The organism is Kitasatospora sp. NPDC028055 (assembly GCF_040637885.1).
Classification (GTDB): domain Bacteria; phylum Actinomycetota; class Actinomycetes; order Streptomycetales; family Streptomycetaceae; genus Kitasatospora.
The window spans coordinates 161,612-172,136 of record NZ_JBEZXE010000013.1 but is presented as its reverse complement, the minus strand read 5'-3'; the positions used below and the strand labels follow the sequence as shown (position 1 = coordinate 172,136).

Here is a 10,525-nt window from a genome sequence, read left to right as displayed (position 1 = left end):
GAGCTTCCTGGGCCCCTGCGGCTGCCGGTCCTCGCGGATCTCGAAGGTCATTGCACTCCCCAGCTGGGGCGTTGCAACGATCCCTAGAACTCAAGGCCAGGGTGCGGGTGGTAGCACCGTCGGCGTCGGGGAGGCGGGGGTCGGCGCGGTGGGCGAGCATGACCTCGACGATCTCGCGGTGCGCGGGGCCGCCGTCACCGAGCAGGACCGCCTCCAGGAGGGCCGTCCAGCCGAGGTCGTTGACGTGGTTCACGTCGATGTCGGTCTCGTTGAGCACCGCCCGTCCGTAGGCAACGGGGCCGCGCCCGGCACCGGTTCGTCCGGTGCCGGGCGTTCGGCTGTCCCGCTGTCCGATGGCACGGCTCTCCAGCCGCCCGGCTACTCGGCCTTGAGGTGCGCCAGCGTGACGATCAGCCGGTCGGCGATGCCCTCCGGCCACGGAAAGGCGACCGTGACCGCCTGCTGGTGGGCCAGTCCGTGCAGGCCCAGCCAGAGGGCCACGGTGTCCGCGAACGGGTCGGTGCTGGTGGACGCGCCCGTGGCGACGCACGCCTCCAGGGTCTCGACGAACAGGTGCAGGAGCTCCTGGCCGAGGGCGCCCATGTCGTCCGCCGTCACGGTGGTGTCCTGGAGCGCGGGCACCCAGACGCCGCCGAACATGGTGCGGTAGCGCTCGGGGTGCTCCCGGGAGTACTCCAGGTAGGCGTGGCAGAGGGCGGTGAGCCGCTGCCGGGGGTCGTCGTCGGCCGCGTCGACGGCGGCGCGCAGCCGGGCCTCCATCTGCTCGAAGGCCTGCCGCACCACGGCCAGCATGATGGCCGGCTGGTCGGGGAAGTGCCGGTAGATCGAGGGGGCGGCGATCCCGACCCGGCGGGCGACCGACCGCAGGGTGACGGCGGTCTCGGTGCCGGCCTCGTCGAGCAGTTCGACTGCGGCGGCCACGATGTCCTCGCGCAGGCGGGCGCCTTCCCCGCGACGGTTGCGGGCGCGGACGGGGGCTGTGCTCGGTTCGTTTCCCATGGCGTGAGCTTACAGGTGAAAACTTACGAGCGGCAGCTCTTGTCAGCCGTGAGCTTACGCATGTAACTTTACGGCCGTAGCCAGCGCCACCGTCATCACTGAGCCGAACGGAGCACACCGTGAACAACACCGTCGTCACCCACGCCACCGAGGTCGTCCTGCCGGGCGAGGTCGAGCCGAGCGGCCTTCGGCTGCGCACCCGCGACCTCCCGCCGCCGAGCGCCGGCCACGTTCTGCTCCGGATGGACGCCACCGGGGTCTCCTTCGCCGAGCAGCAGATGCGTCGCGGCAAGTACTACGACCAGCCGCCGTTCCCCTTCGTGCCCGGTTACGACGTGGTCGGCACCGTGGTCGCCGCAGGCCCGGGCACCGACCCCGCGATGGTCGGGCGCCGCTTCGCCGCCGTCACCAAGACCGGCGCCTGGGCCAGCCATCTGCTGCTCGACGCCGCCGACCTCGTCCCGGTGCCGGACGGCGTGACGGCCGCCGACGCGGAGACCGTCGTGGTCAACGGCGTGACGGCCTGGCAGATGCTGCACCGGACCGCGAAGGTGCGCCGGGGAGGCACGATCGTCGTACTCGGCGCCAACGGTGGTGTCGGCTCGACCCTGGTCCAACTCGCCCGGCACGCCGGGATCGCGGTGATCGGCACGGCCTCCGCGCGGCACCACGACACCGTTCGCGCCCTGGGGGCGACCCCGGTCGACTACCGCGACCCCGACCTCTACCGGCGCATCCGGGAGCTCGCGCCGGACGGCGTCGACGCGGTGTTCGACCACGTCGGCGGCGCGGGGCTGGAGCAGTCGTGGTCGCTGCTGCGCCGCGGCGGAGTCCTGGTGTCCTACGGAACCGCCGCCACCAAGGACGAGGCCGGCAACTCCCAGCTCCCGGTGTTGTAGCTGTTCGCCCGGCTGGCGCTGTGGAACGGCCTGCCCAACGGCCGGTCCGCGCACTTCTACAACTTCTGGGCGGGCCGGCGCCGCCCGGAGGCCTTCCGGGCCCGTCTGCGCGAGGACCTCACCCAGGTGCTGTCCCTGCTGGACGACGGCACGCTCAGCGCGCAGATCGCCGCCGAGTTCCCGCTCGACGAGGCCGCGGCCGCGCTCGCCCTGGCCGAGTCGCGCACCGTGGCGGGCAAGGTCGTCATCGTCCGCTGACCGGGCTCGGCTCTGCACCGGCCCGGCCAGGCCCGGCCAGGCCCGCCGTCGGTCAGGCGGTGTCGGCGGAGGCCGCCGCGATGCGGGCCTCGATCTCCGCCAGGATCGGCCGGTAGGCGTCCTCGTAGGTGCGCATCCGGTCCAGGCACTCGGCGAACAGCCGCCGGGAGCGGGACCTCCGGTGGGGCATCAGGTCGTAGCGGCGCAGGCGCACCGAGCGCATGTCGACCATGAACCCGGGCCGGCAGCGCACGCCGTGCGCGTGCCGGACGGTCTCCTCGGCCTCGCGCAGCAGGCTCAGGTAGGCGTCGTGGCCGGCCTTCCAGCGGGCGGCCTCCTCCGGGGTGCCGGGCACCTCGACGCCGCGCACGGGCGGCGCGACCGGGTCGACGACGTCGTAGAGGGTGAACTCCAGCCCCTCGGGGGCCTGGGCCCAGGACATCACCCGCCACGGCCACGGGATCAGGGTGTAGGTGCGCTGCTGTACGCGGATCACGCGGTTCCCCCCGGTGTCGGTGCGCATCGGTCCGGCGGCCCGGGCCTGCTGCCCGGGGCCTGGCATCAGCGTAGGGGAGAGAGCTTCGGCTTGAGGGCTACCACCGCCGGGCTGCGCTCCAGACCATCGGGGCCGCCGTGCTTGCCCCTGCCGGCGAGGTCCCGCCGACTCGCAGCCCCGAGGTGGTCAGCACTGTCCACCGCGCAGTCGCGGCCTTGAGCCCGGCCTCCTTCGAGGGGCTTGACCCCCAGACCCGGGACCGGCTCCGCCAGGAACTCCGGGAGACCCGTACGGCGTTGCTCGCGCTGGAGGACTCGCTGAGCTGACAGAGCGGTACCTCCGAGGCCCCGCCTTCCCTGTCCAGGGAGGGCGGGGCCTCTCTGCGTTCCCGGGTCCGTCGGCGCGGTTGTTAACCGGCGCGGCTCAACGGTTGCGAAGGAGTGAGGCGACCTTGAAGAACATCGCACTGATCGGCCGGGCGAGATCCGGCAAGGACACGACGGCCGGGGTCCTGGCCGAGTCCGCCGACTTCCGCACCCGAATCCGCGAAGCCCTGGAGGCCACCGAATGACCCTGCGCGAGCGCTTCGACGCGATCGACCGCACCTCTACCGCGATCGAGAACGTCCTCTTCATCTACGCCCCCGTGCCGGACCCGCTGACGCCGGACGAGCGCGAGGCCGACGAGCAGGCCGCGAACGCCCGCGTCGAGGCCGAGGTGCCCGGCTTCACGGACACCCTGCCCTCGCTCACCGCCGCAGGCTGACAACCCGCCACTTCCAGTGTGACTGTGCACCGTAGATGGCCAGGGTTTTCGCGCTACCCGGCCAGTTGAGGGCGGGAGGACCCGAGCTCCTGGCCGACCGCATCCTCCTCCTGTGGCAGCGGGTCAGCGCGGCCTCTCAGGATCTGCTCCCGGCCCAGGGCTTCACCGGGGTTCCTGGGCCGGGGTGCGCGGAGTGGGATGGGCTACTCGCCGAATTGGTCGAATGCGTTGTCGAGGTCGGCGGCGACGGCGTTGGCGTCGCGGCTCTCGATGCGGTACCTGGGCATGAAGTAGACGAGTTCGCCGTCCTTGAAGAGGGCGAAGGAGGGGTCGGAGGGCGGGAGGTCCTCGAGGTAGGAGCGCATCCGGGCCGTCGCCTCCGGATCCTGCTCGGCGAAGACCGTGAGCAACTGGTCGGGGCGGTGGTCGGGGTTCTCCAGGGCGAGGCGCACGCCGGGCCGGGCGATGGCCGCCGCACATCCACTCACGGAGTTGATGGCCACCAGGGTGACACCGGTCTCGGCCTTCTTCATCGCGCTGTCCACGGCTTCGGCGGTGACCAGGTCGGTGAAGCCGATCTTGGTCAGCTCCTCCTTGAACGCCTTGACCATCTGCGGTGGGTACGGCATGCCCACTCCTCACTGAGAGAGAACGTCTGGTGGCTCAGCGTATCGAGGTATGGCTCGGTTGGATGGACGGTCCGGAGACTGTGTCTGGCTGGTGGCGGGGGTGGCTCAGAGCGTCCGCCAGTAGGTCACCGGATGCGGGGGCTTCGAGGGCGAGTGTCCCAGCGGTAGCAGGTCCAGGCGCGTCGGATCAGGCAGCGGACAGTGATGATGACGCTGGCCAGGGCAATGAAGAACTCGACGGAGGCTCTTCGCCGCTCGGTGCAGCGGCGGAGCTTGCCGAAGTTGTTCATCCAGGAATTCGTGCGCTCAACCACCCAGCGCCCGCCGGCCTGGATCGGGGTCTTCGGGCCGAGCCTGGCGATCTTGCCGGTGATCCGCCGGGTGTCGAGGTCTTGGCGGACCATGCTGTAGTCGTAGCCTGCGTCCAGGCTCAGGCGTGGGTCCGCGGGCAGCGGCCCTAAAGCTGCTTCCAGGGCGGCGAAGCGGTCGAGGGTGGCGGGCAGCAGGGTGTGGTCGCGGGTATTGGCCGGTGCCGGGTCGGTGACCAGTGGTATGCCGTGTCTGTCCGTCAACTGCGAGCGTTTCATGCCGAGTTTGGCCCGGTCGGCGGGGATTTTGCCGGCGCACTCGCCGCCTGACGGCGCCTTGGTGATGCAGCCGTCGGCGGACAGGTGGCCGAGTTCGAGGCCGATCATCCGGTCGTAGCTGGCGAGGACGAGCAGGCGCAGGGTCTCCATCACGCCGGTGGCGATCCACTCGTCACGGCGGCGGCGCAGGGTGGTGGCGGAGCACAGGTGGTCGGCCACTCGTTCGTATCCGCAGCCGAAGACCAGGACCTGCACCAGGCGGTCGAAGACCAGGGCGTCGCTGATGCGCGGGTTGTGGCAGCCCAGCGGGTGCCGGTCCTCGCGGACAGGCAACAGGGCGAGGAATTGGCTGCGGATCGGGTCGAGAATGCGTGATGGGACGGCATGCACGGATCCCCCGGTGATCATGAAGCGTAGAGAACTCCATGATCGGGCAGGCCGTGCCTGCTCTGCTGCTACCGCCCACCACGCCTCCTGGCGGACGCCCTTGGCAAGAGCGATGATCGGTCGTGGCGACGGACCCGCGAGGGCGGTTTGCCGTCGGGGGGGCTGAGTAGTCCCCACGCGCTCGGCCGAGAATTGACAGTTCGCTACTTGCTACTACTGGGTTCTCTGGTACGTCTGACCGAAACGGTCGAAACCTGACAGGGCGCGCATGCCCCACGCCTCCGAATTTGCGTTAGAACGCACTCCAACTCCTAGGTTCCGAAGCATGCGATACATCAAACTCGGAACGACCGGTCTGGAAGTCTCCGCCATCGCCCTCGGCTGCATGAGCTTCGGCGAGCCGGACCGGGGCGGCGAGCCCTGGTCACTGGGCGCGGACGCCAGCCGGGAGATCATCAAGCAGGCCCTCGAGGGCGGCGTCAACTTCCTCGACACGGCCAATGGGTACAGCGCCGGAAGCAGCGAGGAGATCGTCGGTCAGGCGGTCAAGGACTTCACCCGGCGCGAGGAGGTCGTTCTCTCCACCAAGGTCTGGATGCGGATGCGCCCCGGCCCGAACGGCGCCGGGCTGTCCCGCAAGGCGATCTTCGCCGAGCTCGACGCCTCCCTGAAGCGGTTGGGGACCGACTACATCGACCTCTACCAGATCCACCGCTGGGACTACGACACCCCGATCGAGGAAACCCTCGAAGCGCTGCACGACGCGGTCAAGTCCGGGAAGGTCCGCTACATCGGAGCCTCTTCCATGTACGCCTGGCAGTTCGCCAAGGCCCTGTACCTGGCTGACCTGAACGGCTGGACCCGGTTCGTGTCGATGCAGGACCACTACAACCTCATCCACCGGGAAGCAGAGCGGGAGATGCTCCCGCTCTGCGCCGACCAGGGCATCGGCGTGATCCCGTGGAGCCCACTGGCGCGGGGCAGGCTGACGCGGGTCCGGGAGACCGCCACGGCGCGTGCCGAGACCGACGAGGGCGGCAGGATCCTCTACCGCGACGGGGACAAGGCAGTGGCCGAGCGCGTCCACGAGATCGCGGGCAAGCGGGGTCTGTCCCCGGCCCAGGTCGCCCTGGCCTGGGTCATGCGCAACCCGGCGGTGACCTCGCCCATCGTCGGGGTCACCAAGCCGGCCCAGCTGGCCGACGCGGTCGCCGCGGTGGACGTCGAACTCGACGAAGACGAGGCCGCCTACTTGGAGGAGCCCTACCAGCCGCACGAGGCCGCCTACTTGGAGGAGTCCTTCTACAAGTCGCGCCCTGTGGCGGGCTCCCGGTAGTCCGGGCTACCGTCAGGCCTTCGACGAGTCCTTGGCCTCGGCCTTCTGGGTCCGGCGGTGCTTGCGGGCGGTCGCGCGCAACTGCATAATCTGCCCGCAGCGCGGCGCCCCGCTCGCCGGGCCAGGGTGGCCGGGCGGGCGGGGCGCAGTGGTGGGCAGCGTCAGTGCCCGGTGCGGTGGTGGCGGATCTCGTCGAATCCTTCGTGGAGAAGGAGGGTGCGAGCGGAGCGGGCCATGCGGCCCTGCCTGCTGCCAGCACCCGCAGCACCTACTGGCGGACGCCCTTAGCGAAGTCCCGAGGGAACGGGTTTCACCGACCGTGGCGACCAGGCAGCCGGAGATTGCGGTTATCGGGACAATCGTGCCGCTCGTTGCCCCGGGAGCTGGGGCTCCTGAGCGACGCCCGGACTGGCCAACAAGCTGGGAAAGACTGGCCAGCTGGCCTGCCGAAGTGGCCAACTGCGAAGCAAAGTCACATCCAGGCCCGCCCCCGTCCGGGGTGGGCCTTGTGCATTCCCCGGAACAGAAACGAGAGCCCATGTCCGAATCCAGACCTGGGCGGTCGGCATGGCCGCCGAGGCCGCTGTCACCGACCTTGAGGTGGTCCAGCGCATCGCCGCCCGCGACCGCCAGGCCGCCGTTGACTTCCTGACCTACGCGGCAAAGCGCTGTACCAAGGTCCGCGCCGACGTCGGCTCGCTGGTGCACGACTACTTCGAGCTTCGGCTGCGCGGCGAAGAGGTGCCCTACCCGCACCACGACGTCGAGCCGTACGTGCCGCACATCGAGGCGTGGCTCGACCGGTACCAGCCGGAGCTGCTGTTCGCGGAGGACGTGGCCTGGTCGCGGGAGCACGAGTACGCGGGCAGCCTCGACTTCATGGTGAAGATCGGGGGGAAGACGGTCCTGGGCGACCTGAAGACCTCCAAGTCGGTGAACACCTCGGTCGCCGCGTAGCTCGCGGCCTACGCCCACGCGGACGACCTGATCACGGTGGACCGCAAGATCCAGGCGTTCCCGAAGGTGGATGCCGGGGCGGTGCTGCACATCACCCCGGCCCGAGCCGAGTTCCGCCCGGTGAAGATCGATCGCCCCGTGTTCGACCGGTTCCTGACCCTGCGCCGTCGCTCCACCGACGACCAGGCATCGGACGCCGGGATCATCGGCCGCGTCGCCCGGTCCAACGAGGCCGGCCGTCGGTGGGCCTGGCCTGCCGCGCAGGGTGCCGCTTCGAGGACATCGTCGCGGGGATGGACCTGCTGCCCCGAAACCTGTTCAACGTGGACCCGCAGGGCCTGGTCGCCGTCACCGTGGCCCGCCCGGAGCCCGTCTCCCCGTACCTGACGGCGTACGCCATCGACAGCCTGACCACCCCCTACGAGCCCGACCGGCCGTCGCTGACGCTGCCGCCGGGCGAGGCTGTGGCCGCCGGGCTGGGGATCGTCGATGAAACCTCCATAGGGATTGGGGGAGTTCGCGCTTCTGGGCGGTGTTGAGTGCTTGAATCGGCGCGAGGTGTGGTTCGTGGGCTCGGGCCTCTCGGTTGGCGGGCCCTTCGTAGGCGGATGCATAAACCGGCGCTTTCGTCGATCGATCCTGAGTGGGACGGCTCCTTCGGCCCAATCCGCTCCGTGCCAGGCTGTCAGCACCCCTCTTCCGCCAGGCGGCGGAACGTGAAACATCAGATTCTCGCCACATCAGTCATTCGGGCAGAAACTATCTCGCTTCGTCGGTTCGGCCGTTGGCCATGATGACTGTCAACACCACTCAACGAAAGGCTAGTTGGAAATGGCTGATTGGGTGAAGTTCGCTGGTGGCCTCTCCGCCATCTCGGCGGGGTCCCGCACCACGGTGTGGGGTGTGAACGGCGCGAGCGCCATCTTCCGGTACACCAACAACGACGCCAACCCGTGGATCAAGATCCCCGGAGCGCTGAGCGACATCGGCGCGGGCGCCGACGGCACCGTGTGGGGCGTCAACAGCGGCAACCAGGTCTTCCGGTACATCGGGGACCAGGACAGCTCGAACCCGTGGAGGAGCGTCAGCGGCAGCCTCAAGCGCATCGCGGTGGGCTCCCGGACGAACGTGTGGGGCGTCGACCCCGCCGGCAGCATCTACAGGTACACCAACAACGACGCCGGCGGCACCAACACCTGGGTCAAGATCGCCGGCACCGCCATCGACATCGCCGCCGGGGCCGATGGCAACGCGTGGCACATCAACGCTGCCGGCGAGATCTACCGCTACATCGGCGACCAGCCGAGCTGACCCATCCTGGCAAGGCCGCGCGTGTCCCTGACCGAGGTCGACCAGACACCCGCACCTCCCCGGCCAGGCTCCATGCGGACCACGCCGGAGTAACAGCACAACAACATCGCCCGCCCCGCACCGGCCTCGGTGCGGGGCGGGTTCGTCTTGATGTGAGCTCGTAGGAGGAACAGCACAGCACAAGTTGACAGAAGCGCCGCCTACAACGACCAAGGGAGCCGCACCGGTCGTGGTCGCGACCGGCGTGGTCGCCGTTCCCGGGCCCCGCCGGCCGGCTGCGTTGATTCAGCCTGTGGGGATGCCGACCTGCTCGCGTTCGAGGGCGGCGCGCAGGGTGGCCAGGGCCCCGGCCGCCGAGGACAGCGCGGCGGCGTCGAGGGTGTCCGAGAGCAGTTCGGCCAGGCCCTCGGTGACGGTCCGCTCCGCCGCCTCGACGAGCCGGGTGCCCTCCTCGGTCAGGACCAGCAGCGAGGACCGGCGGTCCGCCGGGTTCGGCCGGCGGGCGGCCCACCCCTGCTTCTCCAGGCGGTCGATGCCCTTGCTGGTCGCCCCGACCCCGATGGCGAACTCGGCGGCGAGGTCGGCCACCCGGCACCCTGGGTGGCGGTGCAGGTAGCCCAGGAACTCGTACTGCGAGGTGACGATCCCGTGCCGCTCGCGGAGCCGGTCGTTGAGGGCGTTGTACAGCCGCGTCTCGCACCGCACCAGGTCGGCGAAGAACCCGGCGAGGCCGGCTGCGGCGGGGGCGCCGTTCAATGTATCTTCCACGGCATATAGTGTACGGGAAGCTACTCAGGCAGGAGTGTGCCCATGAGCAGGGAGCAGCGCAGCCAGGTCGACGCGATGCTGCGGCAGTCGGCGTCGACCGGGCCGCGGTCGGTGGAGGAGATCCGGGCCGGCTTCCGGGCCCTGATGGCGGGAATGATCGTGCCCCACGACGCCATCCGCACCGAGCCGACCACCCTCGGCGGCCGGCCGGCCCTGCGGGTCCGGCCCAAAGGCCCGGAGGGAAGCGGTCCGGCGGGCGGCTCGGATCGTGCTTCCGAGGGCGGGACGGAGGGCGGGGCCGGGGACGGGACGCAGGGCGGGGACGGGACGCAGGGCGGGTCGGGGGCGACGATCCTGTACTTCCACGGCGGCGGCTGGGTCTTCGGCTCCCCCGAGACCGCCCTCTCGCTGACCGGGAACCTGGTGGCCAGGACCGGTGTCGGGGCGTACTCGCCGGACTACCGGCTGGCCCCCGAACACCCCTTCCCGGCCGCCGTCGAGGACTGCCTGAGCGCCTACCGGGCCCTCCTCGACCGGGGCGGGGACCCGGCCGCCATCGTCTTCGCGGGCGACTCCGCCGGCGGTGGACTCGCCGTCACCACCTGCCTCGCCGCCCGGGACGCGGGCCTGCCGCTGCCCGCCGCCCTGCTGCTCCTCTCCCCGGGCCTCGACGCCACCCGGAGCGGCGAGAGCATCCGGACCAAGGAGGGCATCGACCCGATCTTCACCCGCGCCGCCCTCGACCGCACCGGAGCCATGTACCTGGGCGGGGCCGACCCCCGGCAGCCGCTGCTCAGCCCCGTCCTGCACGCCGACCTGACCGGCTTCCCCCCGATGCTGATCCAGGTCGGCGCCAACGAACTGCTGCTGGACGACTCCACGCGCCTGGCCGCGCGGGCCCGCGAGGCGGGCGTGGACGTCATCCTCGACGTCACCGCCGACGCTCCGCACGTGTTCCAGTCCTTCGCCGGCGTCCTCGACGAGGCGGACGAGGCGCTCGACCGCGCCGCCCTCTTCCTGCGCCAGCGGCTCCGGGCCGGCCGGGCCGGAGGTGCCGCGCGGGCCTTGGCCGAGTAGGCGCTCCGGCCCCGGTCGAGCAGGCGCGGGTCGGG

General features: G+C 70.7%; 12 protein-coding genes and 2 pseudogenes. 8 read left to right on the top strand and 6 right to left on the bottom strand.

Going from position 1 to position 10,525, the window contains the following annotated elements:
- Nucleotides 1–109: 109 nt before the first annotated feature.
- Nucleotides 110–310 (bottom strand): annotated as a pseudogene (locus tag AB0F71_RS16820) (hypothetical protein); the annotation flags it as partial.
- A 68-nt stretch (nucleotides 311–378) separates the two neighbouring features.
- Nucleotides 379–1,020: a TetR/AcrR family transcriptional regulator gene (locus AB0F71_RS16815; protein WP_360234061.1), complete on the bottom strand. Its 642-nt coding sequence runs from the start codon at nucleotides 1,018–1,020 to the stop codon at nucleotides 379–381.
- A 119-nt stretch (nucleotides 1,021–1,139) separates the two neighbouring features.
- Here AB0F71_RS16815 and AB0F71_RS16810 point away from each other — a divergent pair.
- Nucleotides 1,140–2,177: pseudogene (locus tag AB0F71_RS16810) on the top strand (medium chain dehydrogenase/reductase family protein).
- A 52-nt stretch (nucleotides 2,178–2,229) separates the two neighbouring features.
- On the opposite strand, the gene AB0F71_RS16805 reads toward AB0F71_RS16810, so the two are convergent.
- The gene (locus AB0F71_RS16805) at nucleotides 2,230–2,739 is read right to left on the bottom strand and encodes a hypothetical protein (protein ID WP_360234058.1); all 510 of its coding nucleotides are present in this window, start codon (nucleotides 2,737–2,739) and stop codon (nucleotides 2,230–2,232) included.
- A gap of 71 nt (nucleotides 2,740–2,810) precedes the next feature.
- Here AB0F71_RS16805 and AB0F71_RS16800 point away from each other — a divergent pair, with 71 nt between their 5' ends.
- Nucleotides 2,811–2,999, top strand: coding sequence for a hypothetical protein (locus tag AB0F71_RS16800; protein ID WP_360234055.1), 189 nt, complete (start codon nucleotides 2,811–2,813; stop codon nucleotides 2,997–2,999).
- Nucleotides 3,000–3,240: 241 nt separating this feature from the next.
- Nucleotides 3,241–3,438 (top strand): hypothetical protein, encoded by a 198-nt coding sequence (locus AB0F71_RS16795; protein ID WP_360234052.1) that lies wholly within the window; start codon nucleotides 3,241–3,243, stop codon nucleotides 3,436–3,438.
- Nucleotides 3,439–3,641: 203 nt separating this feature from the next.
- On the opposite strand, the gene AB0F71_RS16790 is transcribed toward AB0F71_RS16795, so the two are convergent.
- Together AB0F71_RS16790 and AB0F71_RS16785 are read right to left on the bottom strand one after the other, a co-directional pair.
- Nucleotides 3,642–4,067, bottom strand: a complete 426-nt coding sequence (locus tag AB0F71_RS16790) for a BrxA/BrxB family bacilliredoxin (protein WP_360234049.1) — start codon at nucleotides 4,065–4,067, stop codon at nucleotides 3,642–3,644.
- A gap of 125 nt (nucleotides 4,068–4,192) precedes the next feature.
- Entirely contained in the window at nucleotides 4,193–5,044 is an 852-nt protein-coding gene (locus tag AB0F71_RS16785; RefSeq protein WP_360234079.1) for an IS5 family transposase, read from the bottom strand.
- A gap of 322 nt (nucleotides 5,045–5,366) precedes the next feature.
- On the opposite strand from AB0F71_RS16785, the gene AB0F71_RS16780 reads away from it, so the two are divergent.
- From AB0F71_RS16780 to AB0F71_RS16765, 4 genes are all read left to right on the top strand, one after another.
- Nucleotides 5,367–6,377, top strand: coding sequence for an aldo/keto reductase (locus tag AB0F71_RS16780; protein WP_360234046.1), 1,011 nt, complete (start codon nucleotides 5,367–5,369; stop codon nucleotides 6,375–6,377).
- Nucleotides 6,378–6,944: 567 nt separating this feature from the next.
- Nucleotides 6,945–7,334: a hypothetical protein gene (locus tag AB0F71_RS16775; protein WP_360234044.1), complete on the top strand. Its 390-nt coding sequence runs from the start codon at nucleotides 6,945–6,947 to the stop codon at nucleotides 7,332–7,334.
- Nucleotides 7,335–7,627: 293 nt separating this feature from the next.
- Nucleotides 7,628–7,873 (top strand): hypothetical protein, encoded by a 246-nt coding sequence (locus AB0F71_RS16770; RefSeq protein ID WP_360234041.1) that lies wholly within the window; start codon nucleotides 7,628–7,630, stop codon nucleotides 7,871–7,873.
- A 292-nt stretch (nucleotides 7,874–8,165) separates the two neighbouring features.
- Nucleotides 8,166–8,645, top strand: coding sequence for a tectonin domain-containing protein (locus tag AB0F71_RS16765; RefSeq protein ID WP_360234038.1), 480 nt, complete (start codon nucleotides 8,166–8,168; stop codon nucleotides 8,643–8,645).
- A 285-nt stretch (nucleotides 8,646–8,930) separates the two neighbouring features.
- Here AB0F71_RS16765 and AB0F71_RS16760 read toward each other — a convergent pair whose 3' ends face one another.
- Complete coding sequence (locus tag AB0F71_RS16760) at nucleotides 8,931–9,413, bottom strand: MarR family transcriptional regulator (RefSeq protein ID WP_360234035.1); 483 nt, start codon at nucleotides 9,411–9,413, stop codon at nucleotides 8,931–8,933.
- A gap of 42 nt (nucleotides 9,414–9,455) precedes the next feature.
- On the opposite strand from AB0F71_RS16760, the gene AB0F71_RS16755 reads away from it, so the two are divergent.
- On the top strand, nucleotides 9,456–10,490 hold the full coding sequence (locus AB0F71_RS16755) for an alpha/beta hydrolase (RefSeq protein WP_360234032.1): 1,035 nt from the start codon (nucleotides 9,456–9,458) through the stop codon (nucleotides 10,488–10,490).
- The last annotated feature ends 35 nt before the right edge of the window (nucleotides 10,491–10,525 follow it).

Excerpts from the sequence above, each read along its gene's own strand:
- AB0F71_RS16815 (WP_360234061.1), bottom strand. The coding sequence starts at position 1,020 with ATGGGAAACGAACCGAGCACAGCCCCCGTCCGCGCCCGCAACCGTCGC.
- AB0F71_RS16805 (WP_360234058.1), bottom strand. The coding sequence starts at position 2,739 with ATGCCAGGCCCCGGGCAGCAGGCCCGGGCCGCCGGACCGATGCGCACC.
- AB0F71_RS16795 (WP_360234052.1), top strand. The coding sequence starts at position 3,241 with ATGACCCTGCGCGAGCGCTTCGACGCGATCGACCGCACCTCTACCGCG.
- AB0F71_RS16790 (WP_360234049.1), bottom strand. The coding sequence starts at position 4,067 with ATGCCGTACCCACCGCAGATGGTCAAGGCGTTCAAGGAGGAGCTGACC.
- AB0F71_RS16780 (WP_360234046.1), top strand. The coding sequence starts at position 5,367 with ATGCGATACATCAAACTCGGAACGACCGGTCTGGAAGTCTCCGCCATC.
- AB0F71_RS16775 (WP_360234044.1), top strand. The coding sequence starts at position 6,945 with ATGGCCGCCGAGGCCGCTGTCACCGACCTTGAGGTGGTCCAGCGCATC.
- AB0F71_RS16770 (WP_360234041.1), top strand. The coding sequence starts at position 7,628 with ATGGACCTGCTGCCCCGAAACCTGTTCAACGTGGACCCGCAGGGCCTG.
- AB0F71_RS16765 (WP_360234038.1), top strand. The coding sequence starts at position 8,166 with ATGGCTGATTGGGTGAAGTTCGCTGGTGGCCTCTCCGCCATCTCGGCG.
- AB0F71_RS16755 (WP_360234032.1), top strand. The coding sequence starts at position 9,456 with ATGAGCAGGGAGCAGCGCAGCCAGGTCGACGCGATGCTGCGGCAGTCG.